Here is a 25,772-nt window from a genome sequence, read left to right on the forward strand (position 1 = left end):
CGGTCATGTGTCCAGCGGATCGCGGGCGATCTTGGCATTGATCTCGTTGATGACGTGTTCGAAGTCTTCCGCATGGGAAAAGTCGCGATAAACCGAAGCATAGCGCACGAAGGCGACGTCATCCAAGCTCTTCAACGCTTCCAGCACCTGGAGGCCAATCTGTTCCGAGCTGATTTCGGTTTCGCCGGAACTCTCGAGCCGGCGCACGATGCCCGACACGGCGCGATCGATACGATCGCGGTCCACCGGTCGCTTGCGCAGCGCAATCTCGAAGGAACGCACCAGCTTGTCCCGGTCGAAAGCCACCTTGCGGCCATGCTTCTTCATGACCATCAGCTCGCGCAATTGCACGCGCTCGAAGGTCGTAAAGCGTCCGCCGCAATCCGGGCAGATCCGCCGCCGGCGGATGGAGGTGTTATCCTCCGCCGGGCGCGAATCCTTTACCTGTGTGTCTTCCGTCCCGCAATATGGGCAGCGCATCCGTTCTCCTCAGGCCATGTAGCCATACATGGGGAAGCGGTTGGTCAATGTCATCACCTTTTCGCGGACAGCAGCTTCAACGGCAGCGTTGCCTTCGTCGGAGTTGGCAACCTTCAGGCCGTCGAGCACCTCGATGATGACATTGCCGATCTCGCGGAACTCGGCTTCCTTGAAGCCGCGCGTCGTGCCGGCCGGCGTGCCGAGGCGAACACCTGACGTGACGAAGGGCTTTTCCGGATCAAAGGGAATGCCGTTCTTGTTGCAGGTGATGTAGGCCCGGCCGAGCGCCTGTTCGGCGCGCTTGCCCGTCGCGTTCTTCTTGCGCAGGTCGACGAGCATCAGATGGTTGTCGGTGCCGCCCGATACGACGTCGACGCCGCCGGCCATCAGGGTTTCGGCGAGCGTCTTGGCGTTCTTGACGATCTGTGCGGCATAGTCCTTGAAATCGGGCTTCAGCGCCTCGCCGAGCGCGACCGCCTTGGCAGCGATGACATGCATCAGCGGGCCGCCCTGCAGGCCTGGGAAGACGGCCGAATTGAACTTCTTTGCCAGATCCTCGTCGTTGGTGAGGATCATGCCGCCGCGCGGGCCGCGAAGCGACTTGTGGGTGGTGGTGGTGGCAACGTGGCAATGCGGAAACGGCGACGGATGCTGGCCGCCGGCCACCAGGCCCGCGATATGGGCCATGTCAACCATCAGGTAGGCGCCGACGCTGTCGGCGATTTCGCGGAAGCGCTTCCAGTCCCAGATGCGGGAATAGGCCGTGCCGCCGGCGATGATGAGCTTCGGCTTGTGCTGTTCGGCCTTGGCGGCAACGTCGTCCATGTCGAGCAGGTTGTCGCCTTCGCGCACGCCGTAGGAAACGACGTTGAACCATTTGCCGGACATGTTGACCGGCGAACCGTGTGTCAGGTGACCGCCAGAATTCAGATCAAGACCCATGAAGGTGTCGCCCGGCTGCAGCAGCGCCAGGAAGACCGCCTGGTTCATCTGGCTGCCCGAATTCGGCTGGACATTGGCGAAATCGACGCCGAAAAGCTGTTTGGCGCGATCAATCGCCAGCTGTTCGGCAATGTCGACGAACTGGCAGCCGCCATAATAGCGCTTGCCCGGATAGCCCTCTGCATATTTGTTCGTCATGATCGAGCCCTGCGCTTCCAGCACGGCGCGCGAGACGATGTTTTCCGAGGCGATCAACTCGATCTCGTGACGCTGGCGGCCGAGTTCCTTTTCGATCGCGCCAAAAATATCGGGATCGGTGTCGGCAAGCGAGCGATTGAAAAAGGTTTCTGTGGACGCGTTTGTCATCGGGAAAGCTCCTGAACGGGAATGCCTGACGGTATTAGCGTTGCGGTCGCCGGAGAGCAATACGATCAGCGACATTTGCTAGGCAAACTACGGTGCGGGGTCGGTGGAGATGGGAAAGCGGCTCCCAGGGCCGCTTGACGGAGACCTTTGAGAAGTTGCGGTCTCGCCAGAGTTTTCAGACATCGGCGGCTCCTTGATCCCGATCAGTCCTCAAAACCTATCCCATAGACAAGGCCGCATTGTTTCCGATGCGACCGCTTTCAGTAATTTTCGGGCCCTCAGGCGCAGCTTTGCATTGGGTTGCACAAGCTCATCCGGCTGACGCTGCCACAGTGGCGGGGGTCGGCACCGCGTCAAGCACGCAAAGCAATTCGATCTTGCCGACGTCAATCTCACCAGTAAGCCGTCAAGTGGCCAAGACGAAAATAAAAAGCCGCACCCGAGGGCGCGGCTTCAGCAAAAGATACGATTAAAGGTTGGATTACTGGACCGGCTGCTCCATACCAGCGGTCGTGTCGAGGGCGAGCTGGGCATTGCCGTCGAGCTGATAGATATCGTCGCGGAACTGGACGACGCCGTTGCCTGCACCCCAGGCGGAGATATAGGCGAGGTAGACAGGCACTTCTTGTGGCAGTTCGATCGGCGTGTTGACGCGGGTGGCGATGACGCTTTCGACGCGCTGGCGCGACCAGTCCGGGGATTCGGCGAGCAGCCAGACGGCAAGGTCGCGCACGTTCTGCACGCGGACGCAGCCCGAGCTGTCGAAGCGCATCAGCTTGTTGAACAGGCCCTGTTCCGGCGTGTCGTGCATGTACTCGTTGTTGGGATTGTGGAAATTGATCTTGGTGGAGGCCATGGCGTTGTTCTTGCCCGGATCCTGGCGGAACATCAGGTTCGGCGCCTTGTCGGCATTCCAGTCGATCGACTCGGGCGCGACTTCCGTGCCCTTCGGGTCGAAGAGGCGGATATTGTTCTTCGTCAGGTAGGTCGGATCCTTGCGCATCAGCGGCACGATATCCTTCTCGACGATCGAGCGAGGCGCCGTCCAGTACGGATTGAGGATGACCTCGAAGATCTTAGAGTTGATGATATGTGTCGGGCGCGACAGGCGACCGACGATCGCCTCATGGCGCAACGCAACCTGACCGTCCTGAACGGCTTCGACATAGGTCGCCGGAATGTTGACCATCAAGTGGCGACGGCCGAGATCTGCCGGGAAAGTCTGAAGGCGAACGAGATTGGTATTCAGCTGCTGCAGTCGAACTTCAGCGGGGATATTGAGGGCCTTGACCGTGTATTCGCCAAGGACGCCATCCGGCGGCAGGCCATGACGCGCCTGAAAACGCTTGACGGCGCCGTCGACATAGCTGTCGAAGGAAGGGGACATTCCGGCCTCGCGACCGAGGTCGCCTGTGATCGCCAAACGTTGGCGCAGCGCCTGGACGGCAGGGTCGCTAACGCCAAGCTGCAGCTTGGTCTGGCCCGGATTGATCTGAGGCCAGCCGCCGTTCGCTGCGATGCTCTGATACTGTGCGATCGCCTGCTGAATGTTGGGAACTGAACTTGGGCTGAGGATTGGCGTGTTGGAGACCGCGATCGACGCCGTGCGAGACGCCGCCTTGGCATCGAACTGTTCGTCCCAGTTTCCGCGCGATGGAGCGCTGAGAAGATCGTTGAGCGCCGATTGGGCGAGGGCCGGAGCTGCTACAGCCGCCGCACCGAAAGTAGCCGCTGACCGCAGGAACGAGCGGCGCGAGAAAGGTTCAATTCCGTTTTTCTTCGACATATCCCTACCATTCAACGCTGAGCCAACCATCATCCGCAGCCAGGGGGACAAGCGACGCGCGACCCGTGCAATATCTAAACGCAGTTCACTACCAATTTCTTGCGGTCACACCATGGAACTTCACGCCGGGGCATCACAATATTGCGAGCCCAGAGCGCAGATGACATGAGATTGACCTGCTGAAATGCGCCGTTTGCCGTGCCTTTTCGCTGTCACACCAATATGGCCAATTCGTGTCGCCAACCATTTCAGACGCGCCAGGCACCCCAATTGCCCACAGGCGTTGAAAAGTCGCGACATGAACGACGCTAGATAGCGTCAAGCGGTTTGGCGTCAATCGCCAATGTGGCGCAGGCCAGGGTTGCACCGCAACATCGTGCCGCCAAGTGGCAAAAAGCCCACAGGCCGGATACGCAGGGAATGCGTCCGGCCCGGGCGACTGGAGGGGATGCAGCGCCTTAGAGGCGATACAAGATCTGGTCGTTCCAGAAGCGGTCGAGGCGCTGGAGGAGCTTGTTCATCTGGGTGAACTCGTCGGTGCCGATGCCGCCGACCTTGTCGATCGAGGCGATGTGACGCTCGTAAAGCTTGGCGACGGTTTCAGCGATGTCCTGGCCGGTTTCAGTCAGACTGATGCGGACCGAGCGGCGATCGATACGCGAGCGCTGATGGTTGATGAAGCCGAGGTCGACGAGTTTCTTGACGTTGTAGGAAACGTTGGAGCCGAGATAATAGCCGCGTGAGCGAAGTTCGCCGGCGGTCAGCTCCGAATTGCCGATGTTGAAGAGGAGAAGAGCCTGGATGGCATTGACGTCGCTGCGACCCTGGCGATCGAACTCGTCCTTGATGACATCGAGGAGACGGCGGTGCAGACGCTCGACCAGGTGCAGGGATTCCATATAGAGATCCCGGATTTCTCCGACCTTGAGGTCACGCGGGTTGGCAACGGCCTGCGGCTTGATTTTCGTGTTCATGATGACTGCCTCACTGTTTTGTTTGGCGGTGTTGGTTTTCTTCCCGCCTTGAGTGAGACCCTATCGAATACACATAAAATTCTACTTAAACTGCAGGCTTAACAGCGCCTTACCAATAACGCTCAGTTGTATCAGGGTAAATCAACCCTTACTGGCTCGCGCCGGCGCCTTTTCTCGATGAAAAGCACGATCCGGAATATGCAGTAAAGCACCGCCACGCCGGAATGAAGAATGATGATCAGCGGATTAAAGCCAAAGATCACCGGCCAGACGCCGTACATCAGGCACTGGACGGCAGCGGCCAGCACCCAGATGACCGGTCCCCAGGACACAGTCAACCACAGCCCGAGCGCTGCGACGGGGAAAAGGACGGCAAGCGTCGTGCTCGCCACCTTCCACGGCAGATCGAGCAGATCGAAGCGGGCATGGCCGTTCAGCGAATAGCCGACCAGCATCGACCAATATTGCATGCCGAACCAGAACGACGAGATCGCGATCAGTCGCAGGAAGACCACGAACAGGATGTTGGTCAGAGATCGTTTCGGAATAGTAGAAGAATCAGGTTCCATGGGCGAACCATACGTGCGACGTCCCGGTCTCGCCATAGCGATCGAGCGCGCTTGCCTTGTGAAAAAGCAGTGTCAACGACCAGCATCCATCGATCGAAACGCTATCCATCTCTCTTTCCTCGATACCATTGAGGCAGAAGGCTGGCATGCCGCTGCGGCCTTTCGCCTGGTTTTGCATCATGGCGCGAGCGTGATAAGCACGGCGCCAAGAGACTAAAGCTTTTGCATTCATGCATGCCGCCCAAAACCGCGGCGCGGTTTTGGCCGGCATGCATTATAGTATCCAAAAAGGACGACGGGACCATGCAGGACAAGACGCACCTCGTTGACGAAATCACCGGCCATCGTCGCATGCGCCGCAACCGCAAGGCCGACTGGACGCGCCGACTGGTACAGGAAAACCGATTGACGGTCGACGACCTGATCTGGCCTATTTTCCTCATTCCAGGCAGCGGGATTTCCGAGCCCATTCCGGCGATGCCCGGCGTCAACCGCATGACGATCGACAGGGCCGTCGAAGCAGCGAAAGAGGCGGCCGATCTCGGCGTGCCGGCGCTTGCGACCTTCCCCAACATCGAAATGCATTTGCGCGACGAGACGGGCTCCAACAGCCTTGAGCGCAACAACCTGATCAACCTTGCGACTGCGGCGATCAAGAAGGCAGTGCCAAACATCGGCGTCATCACCGATGTGGCGCTCGACCCCTTCACCAGCCACGGCCATGATGGCATCCTGCGCGGGTCGGAAATCGTCAACGACGAGACCGTCGAACAGGTGGCGATGGCAGCCGTCATCCAGGCGGAGGCTGGGGCCGATATTATTGCACCATCCGAGATGATGGACGGGCGCATCGGTGCGATCCGCTGGGCGCTCGATGCGGGCGGCCATCAGAATGTGGGCATTATGAGCTATGCGACGAAATTCAGCTCCGCATTCTACGGCCCATATCGCGAGGCGATCAGCACCGGCGGCCTTCTAAAGGGCGACAAGAAGTCCTACTATATAGATCCCGCCAACGGCACCGAGGCGTTGCGCGACGCGGCGCTCGACGTGGAGGAAGGCGCCGACATGCTGATGGTCAAGCCGGGGCTGCCCTATCTCGACATCTGCTGGCGGATGAAGGAAGCCTTCGGGCTGCCCACATTCGCCTACCAAGTTTCAGGCGAATATTCGATGATCAAGGCCGCGGCCGCCAATGGCTGGATCGACGGCGAGCGCGTGATGCTCGAGACGTTGCTCGCCTTCAAACGCGCCGGCTGCGATGGCATCCTTACCTATTTTGCACCTGAAGTCGCAAAACTACTGGCGAAGAAGGGATAGCTGGGCCAACGCTTATTGTATTCCCCCCGGCTTCCACCATATCTCGTTTATGTATCCCGAAAGGACGAAAATAATGAGCCTGAACCAAAACCCGCTCTATGCAGCTCCGGACGATTGGCGCGCTTATAGCGGCGTGTTGAGCCGGCGCGTCTTCGCCTTCCTGCTCGATTACATCATCATTGCGCTGCTTTGCATTCCCGCTGCCATCATCTTGTTCTTCCTGTCAATCGTAACGCTTGGACTGGGCTTTTTCCTGTACCCGGCTCTCTACGTCATTGTCGCTGGCATCTATTTCGGCCTCACGGTCGGCGGGTCGGGCCAAGCCTCGCTCGGCATGCGGGCGATGGGCGTCTCGATGATGCGGGTCGATGGACAGCGTATCGATTTCCTGACGGCGATCGTGCACCTGGCCCTGTTCTGGATTCTGAATTCGGTACTGACGCCACTCGTTCTGCTTGCCGGGCTTTTTACCGAACGCAGCCGCCTGCTACATGACCTCTTGATTGGCACCGTGACAGTCCGCGCCCTTTGAGCGCGGATTGGCTTGCTTGGCACATTTTGCCGAATAAAGCGCGAATGCCTATCGGTCAAACCAGTCATGTAGTTGACGTTTTCTAATCTTACGCCATGCTTGCAAGAGCATCACGTCGAGCGAAAGGTTGATCGACGGCAAATGAACACGCAGGCGACGCCATCTCCCCAGTTTTACCTGACGGCTCCCGCGGCTTGCCCGTATCTGCCGCACGAGATGGAGCGGAAGGTTTTTACGCATCTGGTCGGCCCGCGCGCTGCCGAGATGAACGACATCCTGACCCAGGGCGGTTTCCGCCGTTCTCAGAACATTGCCTATCGTCCCGCCTGCGAAGCCTGCCGTGCCTGCGTCTCTGTGCGCATTCTCGCGCAGGAATTTCAGCCGACCCGCTCGATGAGGCGAATTCAAACCTCGAACTCGGATATCATCGCCACCGAATTTTCAGCCCAGCCCTCCAGCGAGCAATATTCCCTTTTCCGCCGCTATCTCGATTATCGCCACCAGCAGGGTGGCATGTCCGATATGACGGTTCTCGACTATGCAATCATGGTCGAGGACACCCACGTCAATACGCGCATCATCGAGTATCGCCTGCGCGAGGAAGGTTCGGGGCTTGAAGAGCGTCCGAAGGGCGAATTGCTCGCAGCGGCGCTAACCGATGTCATGAGCGACGGACTGTCCATGGTCTATTCCTATTTCAATCCCGATTATGAACGGCGCTCGCTCGGGACTTACATGATCCTCGATCACATCAAGCGCACCCGCACCCTCGGCCTTCCCCATGTCTATCTCGGATATTGGGTCAAGGGTTCGCGCAAGATGGACTACAAGACGCGCTTTCAGCCGCAGGAGCATTTGACCCCACGCGGATGGGAACGGCCGGATCCTGCGGACCTGCGGGATTGACCGCTTTCGGCGCATGAACGTGGTCATTCGAAAGATCGGCAATTCGGAGGGGGTTATTATTCCTAAGGAGATTCTTGATCGCTTCGGCTTAAAGGCCGGAGATCAGCTTGAAATTATTGCGAAGAACGGCGGCATGCATCTGCAACCGGTCGAAGAAGACTTTTCGAGGCAGATGGAGCATGCCAGGCGGTTTATGGACAAGTATAAAGTTGCGCTCAAAAAGCTTGCCGAATGATCGAAATCCGCTTCCTTTCGCGACCACTTGTTGAAGAACTTCACAAATATCAGATCGAGCGCTTCGGCGGGTCCCATGGCCTAAGAGACGAGGGAATGCTGGAATTCGCGCTTGCGCGCCCAATAAACAAGGCTGCCTGCGGCTGCGAGGATATTGCCGAACTCGCAGCTGCTTATCTATACGGTCCAGTCAAAAACCATGCCTTTATCGACGGCAACAAGCGTCGCGATTTCGGCTGCGGCTGTCTTTTTGATGGACAACGGCTATGAGATCGAGACGAGCGATGTCCGCCTCTACACGTTTGTCATTGCCGTTGCCGCTGGCGAAATTGACGAGGACAGGGCATTTCGCTTTCTGAAGGACGTGACCATTACCCTCCCCGGCTGACATCTAAGTCAACCTGGAACTCATCACCCCGAAAATTTACCCGTCCGCGGGAAACCCTTCGGTACCAATCTGCCAGCCGACGCCCTATCAGCAAGCCATTCGGTCAGTTCTTCCCGTGTCTTGGTAAAGGTGCGGCCGGCGCTGTCGGCCCAGGTCAGGCCGTCGGCCATGGAGAAGAAGCGGACGTCGGATATGCCGCCATCCTTGAAGCGCTGCAAGCGGACACCCTTGCCACGCGACATTTCCGGGATCTGAGCGACTGGAAAGACCAGCATCTTGCGGTTTTCACCGACGACAGCGAGATGATCACCCTTGACCTGCAGCAGGAGTTTCGCCTCGTCGGGCATGGCGACGTTCATGATCTGCTTGCCCTTGCGGGTATTCGCCGCCATTTCCGTTTCGCCGACGATGAAGCCGTTGCCTTCTGCCGACACGACCAGCATCTTGCGGGCCGGATCGTGGACGAAGGCGGTCAGCACGTCCTGGTCGTTTTCCATGTCGACGATGATGCGCAACGGCTCGCCGTGGCCACGACCGCCAGGCAGCTTGTCGGCACCGAGCGTGTAGGCCTTGCCGCCGGTTGTGAAGATCAGGATCTTGTCGGTCGTCTGCGCAAAGAAGGCGACCTTCAGCGCGTCACCCTCCTTGAATGTCAGGGTCGACTTGTCGGCGATATGCCCCTTGAGAGCGCGGATCCAGCCTTTTTCCGAGACGACGACGGTGACCGGCTCCTTCTCGATCATTGCCTGCTGGATGGCTTCGAGATCGGCTTCCGGCGCGTCGGCAAATTGCGTGCGGCGCCGGCCGAGTTCGGTCGCCTTGGCGAATTTCTTCTTCACTTCGCCGATTTCCCAGGCGACGGTCTGCCATTGTCGATCGTCGGAGGCGAGCAACGCCTCGATCTCGGCCTTCTCCTTGGTCAAGGCGTCGAATTCAGTGCGGATCTCGAATTCTTCCAGCTTGCGCAACGAGCGCAGCCGCATATTGAGGATCGCCTCGACCTGATTGTCGGTGAGGCCCCAGCGCGCCATCATTATCGGTTTCGGCTCATCCTCCTCGCGGATAATACGGATGACCTCATCGATGTTGAGATAGGCGACGAGGAAGCCCCCGAGGATCTCCAGGCGCTTGTCGATCGCAGCAAGCCGGAAGCGCGAGCGGCGCTGCAATACTTCACGGCGGTGATCGAGCCATTCCTTCAGCACTTCGTTGAGCGCCATGACCCTGGGGATGCGGCCCATCGACAGCACGTTCATGTTGAGCGGGAAGCGGCTTTCGAGCTCCGTCAGCTTGAACATCGATTCCATCAGGATCGTCGGATCGACGGTGCGGCTCTTCGGCACCACCACGACGCGGACGTCTTCGGCGGATTCGTCGCGAATATCTTCGAGCAGCGGCAACCGGCGCGCAATCAGCAGCTCGGCGATCTTTTCGATCAGGCGCGACTTCTGCACCTGGAACGGGATTTCCGTGACGATGATCTGGTAGCCGCCGCGACCGAGGTCCTCGATCTCCCACTTGGCACGGACGCGGAAGCCCCCTCGCCCGGTCTTGTAGGCGTCGATGATGCTTTCGCGATTGTCGATGATGATGCCGCCGGTCGGGAAGTCCGGCCCGGGAATAAACTCGACGAGCTTTTCGACGGTTGCATCCGGGTTCTTGATCAGATGCAGCGCCGCGTCGCAGAGTTCGTGGGCATTGTGCGAAGGGATCGAGGTCGCCATTCCGACGGCAATGCCGGACGAACCGTTGGCAAGAAGGTTCGGGAACGCGCCTGGAAGCACGATCGGTTCGTTGTCTTCCTCGTTATAGGTCAGGCGGAAGTCCACCGCATCCTGATCTATGCCTTCGAGCAGCAGCGAGGCCACTTCCGTCATGCGGGCTTCGGTGTATCGATAGGCCGCAGCGCTGTCGCCGTCGATATTGCCGAAGTTCCCCTGACCATCGACGATCGGATAGCGCTGCGAGAAATCCTGCGCCAGACGTACGAGCGCGTCGTAGACCGACTGGTCGCCGTGGGGGTGAAACTTCCCGATGACGTCGCCGACGATGCGGGCGCATTTCTTGAACGAGGAGTTGGAGCGTATGCCCATCTCGCTCATCGCATGAATGATGCGCCGATGCACGGGCTTCAATCCATCGCGAACGTCGGGCAGCGCACGATGCATGATCGTCGACAGTGCATAGGCCAGATAGCGCTCTTCGAGCGCCGCCTTCAGGTCAACCGGAAGAATGCTGTCATCGTCGCCACCGCCGGGCGGCAAAATCTCTTGTCCCATAGGCTCTGCCTAGCCGAGAAGCCGCGCTCGGGCAAGGAATCGCTGCAAGCGGACTGTGGATGAAGCGCCATTTGGACAAAATTTGGAGATCGATGTAACTCTATCGCAATTGCAACCATTTCTAACTCGGCCTTCATTGGAATTTTAGGAAAGGGCGATTAGAACGTCCTCCTAATGCAGATTAAACTCCGCACCGATTTCACCAGGCTCAACGAGGAAATATCATCATGACTTTCTACCGGACAACGCGGCTCATGCTGTCGAGCGCTGCCATCCTGTCATTTGCCAGCTCGGCATTCGCGCTGGACGGGGCCGATCTTCTGAAGAAGATCAACGCCGCCTATACCATGCAGGGTGGATCCATTGCAGCTGACGGCGTCGATGTCGACGGCACGACCGTGACGCTGAAGGGCGCCAGCTTCAAACCATCAGGCGCCACCGGCGCCGGTGCCCAGCTAGGCAACGTCACGATGACCGGCGTCGAAGAAGATGAAGACGGTGGCTATACGATCGAGCAAGTCGCATTCCCCGACGTCTCGGTCACCAACGAAGGCGTATCGGTCAGCGCCACCGACATGTCGATCGGCGGCGTCTCCGTTCCTGCCGATGCGAGCGCCGAGGGGCTCGACGGCATGCTCCTCTACGAAAAGGCCCATACCGGCCCGATCCGCATCGTCAAGGACGGGCTCGAAGTCTTCTCCCTGAAAGGCGTCGATGCCAATCTTACTCTTCGTGACGATAATTCTGCTTTCGACTTCGATTCGAATATCAGTGAGATCAAGGCCGATCTTTCCAAGGTCAATGATCCGAGCTCCCAGGATACGATCAACAAGCTGGCGCTGCAGCACGTTGACGGCAATGTCACCATGAAGGGAAGCTGGGCCCTGGAACCCGGCACGATCGACATCAAGGATTTTGGCATCGACCTCAACAACATCGGCCGCCTCGACCTCGCGTTCGGCATTTCGGGCTATACGCTGCAATTCACGAAGTCGCTGCAAGAAGCGATCAAAGCGTCCTCGGCCAACCCGGACAAGGCTGCAGCCCAGCAGGCGACCGGCCTTGCCATGCTCGGCCTGATGCAGCAATTGACGCTTAACAACGCGGAAATCAGCTTCAAGGATGCGTCGATTACCAAGCGCGCGCTCGACTATGCAGGCTCGGCGCAGGGCGTATCCGGTGCTCAGATGGCCAATACGCTGAAGGGCCTGACCCCGATCATGCTCGCTCAGTTGAACATCCCGGAACTGCAGACCGCCGTATCGGCAGCCGTCAATAGCTATCTCGACAACCCGAAGAATTTCACCATCACCGCAGCTCCGGCCAAACCGGTTCCCTTCCCGATGATCGTCGGTGCCGCCATGGGCGCGCCGAACACCATCCCATCGGTCATCGGCCTGAAGGTCTCGGCCAACAACTGATCGGGAAACATCCCGCCGAAATGAAAAACGCGGCGATTTTGAAATCGCCGCGTTTTTTATGTAAGGGTTCTTGAGACCTCAGTCCTTCTTGACCGGCGGCAGCGGCCGGATTGCGAGTTCGCGAAGCTGGGCCTGACTTGCCGGCGAGGGCGCGCCCATCAGGAGATCCTGCGCCTGTTGGTTCATCGGGAACAGCGTGATTTCGCGCAGGTTCTTGGCGCCGACGAGAAGCATGACGATGCGGTCGATGCCGAATGCCGCGCCGCCATGTGGAGGCGCGCCGTACTGGAAGGCGCGATAAAGGCCGCCGAACTGGTCTTCGACCTCCTGCGCAGACTTGCCCGTCAGCTCGAACGCCTTGACCATGACTTCCGGCAGCTGGTTGCGGATCGAACCCGAAGCGATTTCGAAGCCATTGCAGACCGCGTCATATTGGAATGCCTTGATCGTCAAGGGATCCTGGCTTTCCAGCGCCTTCATGCCGCCCTGCGGCATGGAGAAAGGGTTGTGCGCGAAATCGACCTTCTTTTCATCTTCCAGCCATTCGTAGAACGGAAAGTCGATGATCCAGCAAAGCTCGAAGCGATCACGGTCAACGAGGTTCAGTTCCTCGCCGGCGCGGGTGCGGGCTTCGCCGGCGAACTTGTAGAACTTGGCTGGGTCGCCGGCGACGAAGAAACAGGCATCGCCGTCGTCGAGGCCGAGTTGGTTGCGGATTGCCTCGGTGCGCTCTTCGCCGATGTTCTTGGCGAGCGGGCCGGCGCCTTCGAGCTTTTCGCCTTCCTTGCGCCAGAAGATATAGCCAAGTCCCGGCTGGCCGGTCGACTGTGCCCAGGCGTTCATGCGGTCGCAGAAGGCGCGGCTGCCGCCGGTTTTGGCGGGGATCGCCCAGATCTCGACCTTGGGGTTCGCGGCAATCATGCCGGCGAAAACCTTGAAGCCGGAACCGGCGAAATGGTCGGTAACCGCCTGCATGACGATCGGGTTGCGCAGGTCCGGCTTGTCGGATCCGTACTTGCGGATCGCTTCGTCATAGGGAATGCGCGGCCATTCCTTGGTGACCGGCTTGCCATCGGCAAACTGCTCAAACACACTGGTCATCAGCGGCGCCATCGTGTTCCAGATATCTTCCTGCTCGACGAAGCTCATTTCGAGGTCGAGCTGGTAGAATTCGCCTGGCAGACGGTCGGCACGCGGATCTTCGTCGCGGAAGCACGGTGCGATCTGGAAATAACGGTCGAAGCCGGCTACCATCAACAGCTGCTTGTACTGCTGCGGCGCCTGCGGCAGGGCGTAGAAATTGCCCGGATGAATGCGGCTCGGGACAAGGAAGTCGCGCGCGCCTTCCGGCGAGGAAGCAGTCAGGATCGGCGTCGAATATTCGGTGAAGCCGATCTCGCCCATCTCACGGCGCATGGCCGAAATGACCTGGGTGCGCTTGACGATGTTCCTGTGGAGCGTCTCGCGACGCAGGTCGAGGAAGCGGTACTTGAGACGGATGTCTTCCGGATAATCGGGCTCGCCGAAAACCGGCAGCGGCAGTTCCTTGGCGGCGGACAGGACTTCGATTTCCTGTGCGTAAAGTTCGATCTCGCCGGTCGGCATCGCCTTGTTGACTGTGTCCTCGGTGCGGGCCTTCACGAGGCCGTCGACGCGGACGACCCATTCGCCGCGCACGGCCTCAGCCTGCTTGAACGCGGGCGAATCCGGATCGACGACGATTTGCGTCATGCCGTAGTGGTCGCGAAGGTCGATGAACAGCAATCCGCCATGGTCCCGGACGCGGTGTACCCAGCCGGAGATGCGGACAGTCGACCCGACGTCGGACTTGCGCAGAGCGGCGCATGTGTGGCTGCGATAGCGATGCATTTTATCATTCCTGGACTTGGCGGACGGCGGTCGCAGAGGGCTTGAAGCCGCTTGCTCCCCGTCAAGAAAATCGGGCGGAAAAGCGCATGACCGGCCTGATTTGTCAAGACTTGCCACAGCCCGTCGCGTTTGAGGCTGTCTTTATAACCAAAGCGTGCGTAGAAAGACAATCATGCTTCGCGGGGGATCGATTCCCGCTCTGACGTCGCACAGGCCCCTCCCCGATGAGCCATATCAAACCGCTAATTCCGCTGCTCGTCACCGCCGGCATCCTGATTGGCGGCAACGGATTGCAGGCCACCTTCATTTCGCTTCGAGCGCTGCAGGAAGGCTTCTCGGCCTCCACCATCGGCCTAGTCGGCACGGGATATAACATCGGCTTTGCCGTCGGCTGCGTCTATGTCACCCGCATCATGCGCTCGATCGGCCATATCCGCACCTTTTCCGCCCTGGCTGCAATCGCGTCTGCCGCTTCCATTGCCATGGTGCTGTTGATCGTGCCGCCATTCTGGTTCCTTATGCGCCTTGTGCAAGGTCTTTGCTTTGCCGGGCTGTTTGCCGTCGTCGAAAGCTGGCTCAATGCGCGGGTGACGAATTCAAACCGCGCCCGCACGCTGTCCATCTACCGCTTCGTCGACCTTGGCTCGGTGACGCTGGCGCAATATCTGATCCCGTCGGTCGGGATCGACGGTTTCCAGCTCTTCGCCATCATCTCAATGGCGCTTTCTCTCTCGCTGGTGCCGATCTCCTTTGCCGACCGCTCGAGCCCAGGCGCACCCGAGGATATCCGTTTCGACATCAAAACGCTCTGGAACATATCGCCGCTCGCGACCATTGGCTGCATTGTCGTCGGATTGACAAACTCCGTCTTCCGATCGCTGGGGCCGGTCTACGCCAAGGGCATTGGCCTTTCGGTCACGGAAATCGCCACCTTCATGAGCGTCGGCATCTTCGCAGGCATCGTGCTGCAATATCCCCTCGGCGTCTATTCGGACCGGCTGGACAGGCGGCTGATCATCCTGATCTCGTCGCTCGGTTCGCTTGCCGCCTGCCTGTTCCTGTCTTCTCTCGCCGGCAGCAACGAATGGCGCAACTTTGCCGGCATCTTCGTCTTCGGCGCATTCTGCATGCCGCTTTATTCGCTCTGCTCGGCCCATGCCAATGATCATGCAGCAAAGGGCCAGCACGCCCTGGTCTCTGCAGGCACGCTGTTCTTCTGGTCGGTCGGGGCAATCGTCGGTCCGCTCTTTGCGTCCTTCATGCTCGATATCTTCGGACCGCGCGTGCTCTTTGCCTATATGGCGGTCGTGCTGTTCCTGTTCATGGTCTACACGCTGCAGCGCATGATGGTGCGCGAAGGCGTGCCGACCGAGCGGCGCAGCATGCGGTTTCGCAACCTGCTGCGCACCTCCACCTTCTTCAACAAGCTGGCAACCCCACCCTCCGAGCGGGACGGACAATAGATCGCCTGCACCTCGGCGAATCGCTATTGCTGAACACTGAACTCAACTTTAAACAGGGACAAGGAATTTGCCCTGTCCGGAGTTCGCATGTCCGTCTTCACACGTCGCAATCTGCTCAAGGCCTCCGCAGTCGCCGGTGTCTACGGTGCCGGATTTGGCCTTGCCGGCAGGTTCAGTCAAGCAGAGGCGGTGCCGGAGCCGCAGATCCTCAAGACGACGAAGATCGATGCCAACCTCACCGGCACCGGGGCAACGAAGGATGTTCTGAGCTACGGCACCGACGGAATGCCGCCGGTGTTGCGAATGCGCCAGGGAGAAGCCTTCGCTGCCCGGTTGATCAACGGCATTGACGAGCCGACGACGATCCACTGGCATGGCTTGCGCATCCCCAACAACATGGACGGCGTGCCCTTCCTGACGCAGCCCTACGTCTATACCGGCTGCAAATTCGACTACGCCTTCACCCCGCCCGACGCCGGCACCTTCTGGTATCATCCCCATTGCAATACGCTGATCCAGATGGGTCACGGCATGACCGGCGTCATCGTCGTCGAGAATCCCAAGGATCCTAAGTTCGATTCGGAGATCGTCATCAATCTCCGCGACTGGCGACTTGGCGGCGACGGGCAGTTCATCGCGCAGTTCCGTCCGCGCGACACCGCAAAATCCGGCACCTACGGAACCGTCCGAACGGCCAATTGGCAGCTGGAGCCACAATACGACGCCCCTGCCGGCGGACTGGTGCGTCTGCGGCTCGCCATTACCGACGTCACCCGCATCTATTCCTTCAGGATGGAGGGCGGCGAGGCGACGGTCATCGCCATCGACGGAAATCCAGTTCCGAAGCGCTTTCCACTCGACCTGCTGCAGCTCGGACCCGGCCAAAGGCTCGAGCTTGCCGTGCGCATGCCCGACAGCGAAGGTGCCGTCGCGACGCTCGTTGATGTTCGGAGCTCCAACCCGAAGACGCTCGCAACCCTGCGGGCCGTCGGCAACTCGCTGAAGCACGATATCGGTGACCTCGCACCGCTTGAGGCAAATCCGGTAAAATCCGTCGATCCGTCATCAGCCGAGCATATTCAGCTGATCCTGAGCGCGACGGCCGAAAATACCGCTGAAAACAGCATCTGCGGTTCGCTCGGCTACAGCTTCTGGGCGATCAACAAGGTCCCATGGCAGGGCGATACGTCGGATCCGACGGCGCCGCTCTCCGAGCTGAAGCTGGGCAAGAGCTATGTCTTCGACATGGAGAACGTCACTCCGCACGCCCACCCGATCCATCTGCATGGAATGAGCTTTTCCGTGCTCTCGTCGTCTGTCCGGGATGTCATGCCGTTCGTATCGGACACCTATCTCATTCAACCGGACGAGAAGGTGCAACTGGGTCTCGTCGCCGACAATCCGGGCGATTGGCTGCTGCATTGCCACATCATAGAGCATCAAAAGACTGGTATGACGAGTTATCTGCGTGTGGTTTAAGTGTGTGACGCCGCAATGATATTGACTTCTCCAACCGAAAGAGGAAGGAAGGTTAACGAAGTATTTTCCGATGAATGTGTCCAGATGATCGAAACAACTGCCGAATTGGAGGCGGCCTGCAAAGAGCTGGCCAAGTCAGAATTCATTACCATCGATACCGAATTCCTCCGCGAGACGACGTTCTGGCCGGTGCTGTGCCTGGTCCAGATGGCGAGCATGACGACCGAAGTTCTGGTCGATCCGCTGGCCCCCGGCATCGATCTCCAGCCGCTCTTCGATCTGATGGCAAACCCCTCGGTGCTGAAGGTCTTCCATGCATCGCGCCAGGACATCGAAATCATCTACAATCGCGGAAACCTGATCCCGCACCCGATCTTCGATACGCAGGTCGCCGCCATGGTCTGCGGCTTCGGCGACTCGGTCTCCTACGACCAGCTCGTCAGCCGCATCAAGGGCGAGCAGATCGACAAGTCGTCCCGATTTACGGACTGGAGCCGCCGTCCACTTTCGGAAAAGCAGCTTGACTACGCGCTGGCGGACGTCACGCATCTGCGCGACGTCTATATATCGCTTCGCGACCAGTTGGAGCGTGAAGGCCGCGCCTCCTGGCTTCAGGAAGAGATGGCGATCCTTGAATCGCGCGATACCTACGACATTCACCCTGACGATGCCTGGCAGCGCCTGAAAATGCGTCTGCGCAAGCCGCAGGAGCTGGCGGTCGTCAAGTATGTCGCAGCATGGCGCGAGCGAGAAGCACGCAGCCGCAACGTGCCGCGCTCGCGCGTCCTCAAGGACGATGCGATCTACGAAATCGCCCAGCAACAGCCGAAGGATATCGAAGCGCTGAGCCGCTTGCGCACCATTCCGAAAGGCTGGGAACGATCGTCTTCGGGTACCGCCGTGCTCGAGGCCATTAACGAGGCGCTGGCCTTGCCGAAGGCGGACATGCCGCATGTCCCGCGCCACAACCAGGCCCCCGAAGGGACTGCTGCTGCAGCCGAGCTCTTGAAGGTTCTCCTGAAGTTGATCGCCGAAAAGCATGGCGTCGCGCCGAAGGTCATCGCCAATAGCGAAGACATCGACAGGATCGCCGCGGAAGGCGAGAAGGCCGATGTCGCCGCCATGCATGGCTGGCGTCGCGATCTTTTCGGGGAAACGGCGCTGCAGCTGATCCAGGGCGAGGTCGCGCTGCGTTTCGTCGGCAAGAAGGTCGAAACGGTCAGCCTCTAGGTGGCAGTCTGTCGGATCACGGTGTCGTGGCCCCGTGATTGAATCCGCTTGACGGCCTTATTATAGCGGAAACAATAGGACCACAGGCGTCAAAGGCCGCACGGAGCCGCAACGATGAGAAACCTATCCTCGGCGCTGAGCTGGATCTTCATCGCGATCTTCGTCGCCGCATCGGGCGTGCTCTACAATCTGCTGTTTCAGGAAACACCCCACATCTATACGGGGGCGATATTCGCGCTTTTCTGCGGCTTGCCGATGCTGGCCTTCGAACGGCGCCTGTTATTTGCGCCCGTTCACAGCTGGATACATCGGCTGCCGACACCGCTCTATATTGCTTGCGCGTTGGCTATCGATTTCGGGTTTATCAGCGTTGGATTTGCAAGCGCAGGCTCGTTGCTGAAATGGATGGGCATAATCGCCGGCACATGGGCGCAGGTGACGATATTGCCGCTCGACGTGTTTCTTTATGCTTTAGCGGTAACGGCCCTGCTTGTCTTTGTGCTGCGGGTGCGGGAGCTTCTTGGGCGCGACGTGTTCTTCAGCCTTCTTACCAGCCGCTATCGCAACCCTGTTCCCGAGGAGCGGGTATTCCTTTTCATCGACCTGGCGGGCTCAACCGCATTTGCCGAAAAGTACGGCGATCTCAGGACCCAGCAATATCTGGGCTCGCTGTTCAGTGCCTATGCGGAACAGGTCTGGCGGCATCGGGGCGCCATTGACGACTATATCGGCGATGCTGCGATCATTACCTGGCCGCTCGAGCGCGGTATCAAGAATGCGCGCTGTGTCCGCTGCATCTTTGATATCCTTGCCGACATCGAGAAGAAATCGGATTTCTGGCTGGAGACCTATGGCCAGGTGCCTAGGGTCCGGGCAGCCCTGCATGGCGGGTTCATCATCACCGCCGAAATCGGCGTCGACCACCACAAGATCACCTATTTCGGCGACACGGTGAACACCACGGCCAGGCTCGAGACGTTGTGCAAGACGCTGGAGAGACCGGTGCTGATATCGACTGATCTCGTAAACCGGCTGACGCTTCCCCAAGACGTTATTGCCGAAAATCTCGGCGAACATGCGCTCAAGGGCCGCGGTCAGTCACTTGGCGTTGTTGCACTGGCTCGCGCAGAGCCTGCCCTCTCCAATCAATCGAATCTCCGACGCCTTGGCGTTGTGCACCGTCACGGAAGCTTCACCTGACCGTCAACCGTTCGACATCACTCGCCTGCTAACCGGGATTGCTTGCCAATCCTAATTAACAAGGTGACATCATGATCCAGCGGTTTATTGCCTCAACGGCGCTTCTCATTTTGATTGCAGCTTCGGCGTCGGCCGAGGAAAAGGCCTTCCCCGCCAGGCTCGCTGCCCAAGCCATACTTCCGGCAAACACGATCATCGCCGCTCCTGCCGATGCACCTGAGGTCTTGAAGACGTCGGGCAAATTCACGACGCCTGATCGCAAGCGCGCGCAGGGCCTCGGCACTGTTCCGGGCATGGACGGCATTCGACCCACCGGCCTGCCGCTGCCGTTCGACGGCCAACCTGTCCAGGGCTTCTCCGGCATCAAGACGATGCCCGACGGCACGTTCTGGACGCTCACCGACAATGGCTTCGGTTCGAAGGCGAACTCCAGCGACGCCGCCCTGGTGCTGCATCTGATCAAATTCGATTGGGGTAACGGCAAGGTGGAGGTTGTCAAGAACCTGTTCCTCTCCGATCCCGACATGAAAGCACCGTTCCCGACTGTCCTACAGGGCACGGACAAACGCTATCTGACCGGCGCTGATTTCGACATCGAATCGATCCAGCCAGTGGCAGACGGCTTCTGGATCGGTGACGAATTCGGCCCCTACCTGATTAAGATCGACACCGAGGGAAAACTAACTGACGTTATCTCGACAACGGTCAATGGCAAGCCGGTGCTTTCACCCGACAATCCGCTGATCAGCCTGCCTGCCAATCCAACGCTGAAAATGCCGGCTTTCAACCTCAAGCGTTCGGCCGGTTTTGAAGGGCTTGCCATGTCCAAGGACGGCAGGACGCTTTATGCCCTTCTCGAGGGCGCGCTCTTTCAGGACGACGGCACGGTTGAAACGGTCGACGGTCACCCTGCCCTGCGCATCATCGAATTCAATGTCGCCTCGAAGAACTGGACCGGGCGGACCTGGCTCTATCCGTTCAGCGACCTTGGCGAATCCATCGGCGACTTCAATATGCTGGACGCAACGACAGCGCTCGTCATCGAACGCGACAATGGTGAAGGCACCGCCGACAAAGCCTGCGCCGATCCGAAGGCACCGAAGCCGGATTGCTTTGCCACGCCCGCCAAGCACAAGAAGGTCTACAAGATCGAAATGAATGACGCGAATGTCGGTAAGGCGGTGCGCAAGATCGGCTATATCGACCTAATGCATATCGACGACCCAGACAACAAGAAGCATCAGGGCGGCGGGCCGGGCTTCTACGACATGCCGTTCGTCACGATTGAGAACGTCGACCGCGTCGACGATACGCATATCGTCGTTGCCAACGACAACAACCTGCCCTTCTCGGCGGGTCGTTCGCTGAACAAGCCCGACGACAACGAGTTCAACCTGCTGGAAGTCGGCGATTTCCTGAACGCCAAGTAGCTTTGCGAACAGCCACTTTAGCAAGCAACCTGCCGCGCCTTTGACCCGAAAGCGCGGCAGCCTGCTACGGGTTAGCCGGAAGCCGACTGAAATGCGTAGGCCGGATCCTGACCCTTATCGAATGCCCCGATCGTCCGCGCGGAAGCCACCGACGAACACTGAACGACGCGCGGTGATGCTCCAAGACGTACGCTCTAGATTTTGCTGTTATCCGGCGTCGCGGCAGATCTATTGGCCAGCGCGATGTCGCCGGGCCTCGTCTCACATATATCGAAGCGGCCTTGCCGTGGCCGCCAACGGTCGGGCAACCCTCAGAACTTTCCAACCGCTCACGGACGTACTGCAACCTTCTTCGCCAATGGCTAACCAACCAGAGATTGCATATGAGGTTATTCGAACTGAAAAATCAACCTTTTATTGGTGAGTCTTCCGAGTTGTTGCAACCTTCCGTCGAGACGCTCGCCGGCAAAATCGTGATATTCCGGAGGAACGACAAATTCCAGGTCGACATCGGGGCTTGAAGAGCGCCGGAAGGTCAGATTTCGCACCACGCCAGGCATCGATGCCGAGAACAGGTAGACGACCCTTAAAAGACCACCGAGAAGCTTGGCGCGCTCGATGAGTTGGGGAGTTGCAATCGTCGCCAGCGGGCCAGTCGAGCTATCGTCGCTCAACCCCTCGTAACGATAGTAGTTCGATAAGGCGATAAAGGCGCGGCCGGCATGGGTGATGCCGACAAAGGACGAGTGAGCAATGACGTTCAGCGACTGCAGGCCTCGATAATCCGGGTGGGCGCGCCAGCTGATATCGGCGAGAAGACAGGCGGCCTGGCGATATCGGCTCTCTTCTTCCGTCTCGGTGACGCCGAAAAACGGCATCATGCGGCCAGTCCACTCGGCAAGTTCGCGCGCGTGTTCCGGCGAGCGGGCTCTCAGGATCGCCAGCTCGCCTGCTGCGGCAAGCAGCGGGTCGGAATGGCGCTCGTGTTCGGTCAGCAACGAATAGAGATAGCCTTCTCGAACACCCTGCGCCGAGAAGGAGACCATCGCCGGCTTCATCGACATCAACACTTCCTGCATGGCGATGGCGCCGAACGGCAGCAGCGAACGTCTATGCTTCGACACGGCCTGAAACGCCGGTTCCTTGCTGTCCTTGGCAAGCGCCACCTGATCGAGAAAACGCAGCATCTCCTCGAGGGGCAGTTCGTAGCCCTGCATCATGTGCAACGGATATTTGCGGATTTCCATGTGCAGCTTGGCGATATTTCGCCACGTGCCACCGACGGCGTAGAAGGTGCGTCCCTCGCCCTTGGCGAGAAATCTGGCGGTCTTGACGTGCTTGCGGGCAAAACTGTGCGCCTTCGTCAGAGACCCCGCTGCATATTCGGACAGGCGCAATCCGCCAAGCGGAAGCGTTATGCCTTTGCCGATCTCCTTGCCCTTGATGTCGATCAACTCCAGCGAGCCGCCGCCAAGGTCGCCGGCGATGCCATCGGGACTGAAAAAGCCGCTGATGATGCCGAGCGCGGAAAATCGCGCCTCCTCTTCACCGGACAGCACGCGAACCTTGCGGCCGAGGATCGTCTCGGCTTGATGGATGAAATCGGGTCCGTTGCTGGCTTCACGGGCTGCAGCCGTTGCCAGGACATACATGGTGCTGGCGCGGGCCTGATCGGACAGCGCCTTGAACCGATGTAGGGCGCCCAGCGCACGCAGGACGTTGTCTTCGTCCATCTTGCCGGTCAGTGCTATGCCCTTGCCGAGGCCGCAAAGCACCTTCTCGTTGAAAAGAATGGTGGGCGACCGGGACAGACCTTCATAGACGACCAGGCGGACGGAATTCGACCCAATGTCGACGACGGAAACAGGGGCAATTCCGGGAAGGCGCCCCTGAGCTTCTGATTCCACCATGCAATTCCAGTTATGTCTTGCGGCCCGACAACAGTCCGGCAATGAGTTCGGGCGCACTGGATTTCAAGGCTTCACCGCGGCCGGAAAGGCTCGGATTGGTCATGAAATACTGCTGCGCGTTGAACGGCTCCTCACCCTTGCGCACTTCCATGCGCCGGGACGTACCATCCGGCAATATCTCGTAGCTCTGCTGGTTGTCAATCAAGTTGCCCAGCATGATTTGTGACAAAACCTGCTCGTGAACGGTCGGATTGGTCAGCGGAACCAGCGTCTCGACACGCCGATCGAGGTTTCTCGGCATCATGTCGGCAGAGCCGATGTAGACCAGCGCCTTGTCGGATGGAAGACCGTGGCCGTTGCCGAAGCAGAAGATCCGGCTGTGCTCAAGGAAGCGGCCGACGATCGACTTGACGCGGATGTTCTCGGAAAGTCCTGCGACCTGGGGCCTCAGGCAGCAGATGCCACGGATGACGAGGTCGATTTCGACGCCGGCCAGGCTCGCGCGGTAAAGTGCGTCGATGATCTCCGGATCGACCAGCGAGTTCATCTTCATCCAGATTGCGGCGGGCACGCCGTTTTCCGCGTTGACGATCTCTTCCTCGATGTGCCTGACGATGCGGCTGCGCAACGTATAGGGCGAAACCGCGATCTCCATTCCTTCCTCCGGTTCGCCGTAGCCGGTGATGAAGTTGAAGATATTCGCCATATCATGGGCGATCTTCGGATTGCAGGTGAAGAAGGACAGGTCGGTGTAGATCTTTGCCGTTACCGGGTGGTAATTGCCGGTGCCGAGGTGACAATAGGTCCGCAGCTTGCCTTCCTCGCGGCGAACAACCAGCGACATCTTCGAATGCGTCTTCAATTCGATGAAGCCGAAGACCACCTGCACACCGGCGCGTTCGAGGTCGCGCGCCCAGCGGATATTGGCTTCCTCATCGAAGCGCGCCTTGAGTTCGACCAGCGCGGTCACCGACTTGCCCATCTCGGCCGCGTCGATCAGGGCGCGCACAATCGGGCTGTCGTTGGATGTGCGGTAGAGCGTCTGCTTGATCGCCAGGACGTCGGGGTCACGCGCTGCCTGAATCAGAAACTGGACCACCACGTCGAAAGATTCGTATGGATGGTGAACCACCATGTCCTTTTCGCGGATGGCTGCGAGGCAATCGCCGGCATGTTCGCGGACGCGTTCGGGAAATCGCGCATTATAGGGGTGAAATCGAAGGTCATCGCGCGGCGCCTTGGTAATTTCGGACAGCGTGTTGAGTGCGAGCAGACCCGGCAGAACCGCGACGCGATTATCGGGCACGTTGAGTGCGGTGACGACGAACTGGCGCAGCGACGCCGGCATCTCACTATCCGTCTCGATGCGGATCACCGAACCTCGGCGACGGCGCTTCAGTGCAGTCTCGAAGAAGCGCACGAGATCCTCGGCCTCTTCCTCGACTTCGATATCGCTGTCGCGGATGAGGCGGAACGTTCCCGAACCCTTGACCTCGTAGCCGGGATAGAGCCGGTGGATGAAGATGTTCACCACATCCTCAAGCGTAATGTAGCGAATGACGCTGCTTGCGTCTGGCAAGCGCACGAAGCGATCCAGCGCCGGCGGCAGGCGCAGCAGGGCCGTCATCGGCTCGCGGCCGTTCATGCTGGTCAGTTGCAGGCCGATGGAAAAGCCGAGATTGGGGATGAAGGGAAAAGGATGCGCCGGATCGATCGAGAGCGGCGTCAGAACCGGAAAGATCGACTGGTCGAATTCGGTTGCGAGCCAGCTCCGGTCGGCTTCTGAAAGCGCTGCCGGGCGGACGATCAGGATGTCCTCCTTGGCGAGATATTGCTGTAGTACCGCGAGCGAGGCCTGCTGCTCCATCTGCAGATTGTCGATCTCGCGCAGGATGTCGTCGAGCTGCTCTGCCGGCGTCTTGCCGTCGGGGCTGCGCATAACGATGTTCTGGCGCACCTGGCCTTCGAGGCCCGCCACGCGCACCATGAAGAATTCATCGAGGTTGGCGGCCGATATTGAAAGGAACCGGACGCGCTCAAGCAACGGATGCGCCGTGTTCAGCGTCTCTTCAAGGACGCGGCGGTTGAACTGCAGCCAGGAGAATTCGCGATTGATGAAGCGTTCTGGGCTCGAAAGAAGCTCGCTGATGGCAGGCTTCGGCACTGGCGCCAGTAAGCTCGTATCTTGATGTTCCGCCACTGACGAATCCATGTCCACCTGCCTTTATTGCTTTTCTTGCGAGTATATCAGTTTGACGACGGAACTGTGACAGTCAATCCGATCGATCGGAATTATCCAATTCATTCAATACTTCTGCCGCGAGCGCACGCGTGATGCGGGTCCCGCGCGCAAGCGCCAGGCGATCCAGCCGGTCGACGATCGTCTGGGCGGCATTCAGCGAGCGCTCCATCCTGGAGACAACATAGAGTATTAGTTTGTCATCAATATAAAGCTGCCGGTCGGCAAACAGCTTGACGATGACTTGCGAGAGCAGTTCCTCGTCCGGCTTGCCGATTTCGACGACCGTCGCCGCTTTCAAGCGGGACAACAGGTCGGGCAATTCGACCGGCCACGACATCGGCCAGAGGCGGCTTGTCATCATCAGGCTCGTGGCGTTTTCACGGACGCTGTTGATGACGTGGAAGAGTTCGGTGTTGTCAAAGCCTTGCCGGTCGACATCCTCGAACACGACCGGGCCTTTCGCCGCTGTCGCGGCAGCGCCCGAACCCGAAACGGGGTGTATGGAGGCAGCGCCGCTGTGCTCCCGCCAGATGCTCGCCAGATGCGATTTGCCGGAGCCGATCGGCCCCGTCAATATGACCACGGGAGACGGCCAGTTCGGCCAGGAATCGATGATCTTGACTGCAGCGCTCAGCGGCTCGGACACCAGAAGGTCATCCCGACCGCTCGCGGTATCGTGCGTGAATGCCAGAGGTAGCTGCTCAGCGCCCTTCCGCCTCGGATAGGCGTCGTTGGGGTCGTTCGGTTCCATG

Annotated in this window: 20 protein-coding genes and 1 pseudogene; 11 read left to right on the forward strand and 10 right to left on the reverse strand. The window is 59.2% G+C overall.

Annotated features, from left to right (window positions below):
• Positions 1-3: 3 nt before the first annotated feature.
• From nrdR to AB4Z52_RS08355, 5 genes are all read right to left on the reverse strand, one after another.
• The gene (nrdR, locus tag AB4Z52_RS08335; RefSeq protein ID WP_442217444.1) at positions 4-480 is read right to left on the reverse strand and encodes a transcriptional regulator NrdR; all 477 of its coding nucleotides are present in this window, start codon (positions 478-480) and stop codon (positions 4-6) included.
• 9 nt (positions 481-489) lie between these two features.
• Positions 490-1,788: a serine hydroxymethyltransferase gene (glyA, locus tag AB4Z52_RS08340; protein ID WP_442217445.1), complete on the reverse strand. Its 1,299-nt coding sequence runs from the start codon at positions 1,786-1,788 to the stop codon at positions 490-492.
• A gap of 481 nt (positions 1,789-2,269) precedes the next feature.
• Complete coding sequence (locus tag AB4Z52_RS08345; RefSeq protein ID WP_442217446.1) at positions 2,270-3,574, reverse strand: L,D-transpeptidase family protein; 1,305 nt, start codon at positions 3,572-3,574, stop codon at positions 2,270-2,272.
• Between the two features lie 458 nt (positions 3,575-4,032).
• A complete protein-coding gene (ldtR, locus tag AB4Z52_RS08350) occupies positions 4,033-4,548 on the reverse strand; it encodes a transcriptional regulator LdtR (protein WP_442217447.1) in 516 nt (171 codons plus the stop codon).
• A 131-nt stretch (positions 4,549-4,679) separates the two neighbouring features.
• Positions 4,680-5,117 (reverse strand): DUF6163 family protein, encoded by a 438-nt coding sequence (locus AB4Z52_RS08355; protein WP_442217448.1) that lies wholly within the window; start codon positions 5,115-5,117, stop codon positions 4,680-4,682.
• Positions 5,118-5,420: 303 nt separating this feature from the next.
• Here AB4Z52_RS08355 and hemB point away from each other — a divergent pair, with 303 nt between their 5' ends.
• The 5 genes and pseudogenes from hemB to AB4Z52_RS08380 all read left to right on the forward strand — a co-directional run bounded on the left by hemB (position 5,421) and on the right by AB4Z52_RS08380 (position 8,497).
• Positions 5,421-6,437, forward strand: coding sequence for a porphobilinogen synthase (gene hemB / locus AB4Z52_RS08360; RefSeq protein ID WP_442217449.1), 1,017 nt, complete (start codon positions 5,421-5,423; stop codon positions 6,435-6,437).
• A gap of 73 nt (positions 6,438-6,510) precedes the next feature.
• Complete coding sequence (locus AB4Z52_RS08365) at positions 6,511-6,969, forward strand: RDD family protein (protein ID WP_442217450.1); 459 nt, start codon at positions 6,511-6,513, stop codon at positions 6,967-6,969.
• A gap of 141 nt (positions 6,970-7,110) precedes the next feature.
• Entirely contained in the window at positions 7,111-7,875 is a 765-nt protein-coding gene (locus tag AB4Z52_RS08370) for an arginyltransferase (RefSeq protein WP_442217451.1), read from the forward strand.
• Positions 7,876-7,888: 13 nt separating this feature from the next.
• Positions 7,889-8,110: an AbrB/MazE/SpoVT family DNA-binding domain-containing protein gene (locus AB4Z52_RS08375; RefSeq protein WP_442217452.1), complete on the forward strand. Its 222-nt coding sequence runs from the start codon at positions 7,889-7,891 to the stop codon at positions 8,108-8,110.
• Positions 8,107-8,497 (forward strand): annotated as a pseudogene (locus AB4Z52_RS08380) (type II toxin-antitoxin system death-on-curing family toxin). The gene AB4Z52_RS08375 and the pseudogene AB4Z52_RS08380 overlap by 4 nt, the downstream one beginning before the upstream one ends.
• 23 nt (positions 8,498-8,520) lie before the next feature.
• Here AB4Z52_RS08380 and parC read toward each other — a convergent pair.
• Positions 8,521-10,776, reverse strand: a complete 2,256-nt coding sequence (parC, locus tag AB4Z52_RS08385) for a DNA topoisomerase IV subunit A (RefSeq protein ID WP_442217453.1) — start codon at positions 10,774-10,776, stop codon at positions 8,521-8,523.
• A gap of 227 nt (positions 10,777-11,003) precedes the next feature.
• Here parC and AB4Z52_RS08390 point away from each other — a divergent pair, with 227 nt between their 5' ends.
• Entirely contained in the window at positions 11,004-12,197 is a 1,194-nt protein-coding gene (locus tag AB4Z52_RS08390; RefSeq protein WP_442217454.1) for a hypothetical protein, read from the forward strand.
• A gap of 78 nt (positions 12,198-12,275) precedes the next feature.
• Here the strand turns inward: AB4Z52_RS08390 and aspS are convergent, their stop codons facing one another.
• Positions 12,276-14,066: an aspartate--tRNA ligase gene (gene aspS, locus AB4Z52_RS08395; RefSeq protein WP_442217455.1), complete on the reverse strand. Its 1,791-nt coding sequence runs from the start codon at positions 14,064-14,066 to the stop codon at positions 12,276-12,278.
• A 224-nt stretch (positions 14,067-14,290) separates the two neighbouring features.
• On the opposite strand from aspS, the gene AB4Z52_RS08400 reads away from it, so the two are divergent.
• From AB4Z52_RS08400 to AB4Z52_RS08420, 5 genes are all read left to right on the forward strand, one after another.
• Entirely contained in the window at positions 14,291-15,529 is a 1,239-nt protein-coding gene (locus AB4Z52_RS08400; RefSeq protein WP_442217456.1) for an MFS transporter, read from the forward strand.
• Positions 15,530-15,616: 87 nt separating this feature from the next.
• Positions 15,617-17,008: a multicopper oxidase family protein gene (locus tag AB4Z52_RS08405; RefSeq protein WP_442217457.1), complete on the forward strand. Its 1,392-nt coding sequence runs from the start codon at positions 15,617-15,619 to the stop codon at positions 17,006-17,008.
• Between the two features lie 84 nt (positions 17,009-17,092).
• Complete coding sequence (gene rnd, locus AB4Z52_RS08410) at positions 17,093-18,238, forward strand: ribonuclease D (protein WP_442217458.1); 1,146 nt, start codon at positions 17,093-17,095, stop codon at positions 18,236-18,238.
• A gap of 114 nt (positions 18,239-18,352) precedes the next feature.
• Positions 18,353-19,438, forward strand: a complete 1,086-nt coding sequence (locus AB4Z52_RS08415; protein ID WP_442217459.1) for an adenylate/guanylate cyclase domain-containing protein — start codon at positions 18,353-18,355, stop codon at positions 19,436-19,438.
• 71 nt (positions 19,439-19,509) lie between these two features.
• Positions 19,510-20,868, forward strand: coding sequence for an esterase-like activity of phytase family protein (locus tag AB4Z52_RS08420; RefSeq protein WP_442217460.1), 1,359 nt, complete (start codon positions 19,510-19,512; stop codon positions 20,866-20,868).
• 389 nt (positions 20,869-21,257) lie between these two features.
• Here the strand turns inward: AB4Z52_RS08420 and ppx are convergent, their stop codons facing one another.
• From ppx to hdaA, 3 genes are all read right to left on the reverse strand, one after another.
• Positions 21,258-22,778: an exopolyphosphatase gene (ppx, locus tag AB4Z52_RS08425; RefSeq protein ID WP_442217461.1), complete on the reverse strand. Its 1,521-nt coding sequence runs from the start codon at positions 22,776-22,778 to the stop codon at positions 21,258-21,260.
• A gap of 10 nt (positions 22,779-22,788) precedes the next feature.
• Positions 22,789-24,990, reverse strand: a complete 2,202-nt coding sequence (locus AB4Z52_RS08430) for an RNA degradosome polyphosphate kinase (protein ID WP_442217462.1) — start codon at positions 24,988-24,990, stop codon at positions 22,789-22,791.
• A 61-nt stretch (positions 24,991-25,051) separates the two neighbouring features.
• Entirely contained in the window at positions 25,052-25,771 is a 720-nt protein-coding gene (gene hdaA, locus AB4Z52_RS08435; protein WP_442217463.1) for a DnaA regulatory inactivator HdaA, read from the reverse strand.
• Position 25,772 lies beyond the last annotated feature (1 nt).

The organism is Rhizobium sp. 2YAF20, from assembly GCF_052114685.1.
In the GTDB taxonomy this organism is placed as follows: domain Bacteria; phylum Pseudomonadota; class Alphaproteobacteria; order Rhizobiales; family Rhizobiaceae; genus Rhizobium.

Bases quoted from the DNA above. Each gene is read 5' to 3' on its own strand.
- nrdR (WP_442217444.1), bottom strand. From the start codon at position 480: ATGCGCTGCCCATATTGCGGGACGGAAGACACACAGGTAAAGGATTCG.
- glyA (WP_442217445.1), bottom strand. From the start codon at position 1,788: ATGACAAACGCGTCCACAGAAACCTTTTTCAATCGCTCGCTTGCCGAC.
- AB4Z52_RS08345 (WP_442217446.1), bottom strand. From the start codon at position 3,574: ATGTCGAAGAAAAACGGAATTGAACCTTTCTCGCGCCGCTCGTTCCTG.
- ldtR (WP_442217447.1), bottom strand. From the start codon at position 4,548: ATGAACACGAAAATCAAGCCGCAGGCCGTTGCCAACCCGCGTGACCTC.
- AB4Z52_RS08355 (WP_442217448.1), bottom strand. From the start codon at position 5,117: ATGGAACCTGATTCTTCTACTATTCCGAAACGATCTCTGACCAACATC.
- hemB (WP_442217449.1), top strand. From the start codon at position 5,421: ATGCAGGACAAGACGCACCTCGTTGACGAAATCACCGGCCATCGTCGC.
- AB4Z52_RS08365 (WP_442217450.1), top strand. From the start codon at position 6,511: ATGAGCCTGAACCAAAACCCGCTCTATGCAGCTCCGGACGATTGGCGC.
- AB4Z52_RS08370 (WP_442217451.1), top strand. From the start codon at position 7,111: ATGAACACGCAGGCGACGCCATCTCCCCAGTTTTACCTGACGGCTCCC.
- AB4Z52_RS08375 (WP_442217452.1), top strand. From the start codon at position 7,889: ATGAACGTGGTCATTCGAAAGATCGGCAATTCGGAGGGGGTTATTATT.
- parC (WP_442217453.1), bottom strand. From the start codon at position 10,776: ATGGGACAAGAGATTTTGCCGCCCGGCGGTGGCGACGATGACAGCATT.
- AB4Z52_RS08390 (WP_442217454.1), top strand. From the start codon at position 11,004: ATGACTTTCTACCGGACAACGCGGCTCATGCTGTCGAGCGCTGCCATC.
- aspS (WP_442217455.1), bottom strand. From the start codon at position 14,066: ATGCATCGCTATCGCAGCCACACATGCGCCGCTCTGCGCAAGTCCGAC.
- AB4Z52_RS08400 (WP_442217456.1), top strand. From the start codon at position 14,291: ATGAGCCATATCAAACCGCTAATTCCGCTGCTCGTCACCGCCGGCATC.
- AB4Z52_RS08405 (WP_442217457.1), top strand. From the start codon at position 15,617: ATGTCCGTCTTCACACGTCGCAATCTGCTCAAGGCCTCCGCAGTCGCC.
- rnd (WP_442217458.1), top strand. From the start codon at position 17,093: ATGATCGAAACAACTGCCGAATTGGAGGCGGCCTGCAAAGAGCTGGCC.
- AB4Z52_RS08415 (WP_442217459.1), top strand. From the start codon at position 18,353: ATGAGAAACCTATCCTCGGCGCTGAGCTGGATCTTCATCGCGATCTTC.
- AB4Z52_RS08420 (WP_442217460.1), top strand. From the start codon at position 19,510: ATGATCCAGCGGTTTATTGCCTCAACGGCGCTTCTCATTTTGATTGCA.
- ppx (WP_442217461.1), bottom strand. From the start codon at position 22,778: ATGGTGGAATCAGAAGCTCAGGGGCGCCTTCCCGGAATTGCCCCTGTT.
- AB4Z52_RS08430 (WP_442217462.1), bottom strand. From the start codon at position 24,990: ATGGATTCGTCAGTGGCGGAACATCAAGATACGAGCTTACTGGCGCCA.
- hdaA (WP_442217463.1), bottom strand. From the start codon at position 25,771: ATGGAACCGAACGACCCCAACGACGCCTATCCGAGGCGGAAGGGCGCT.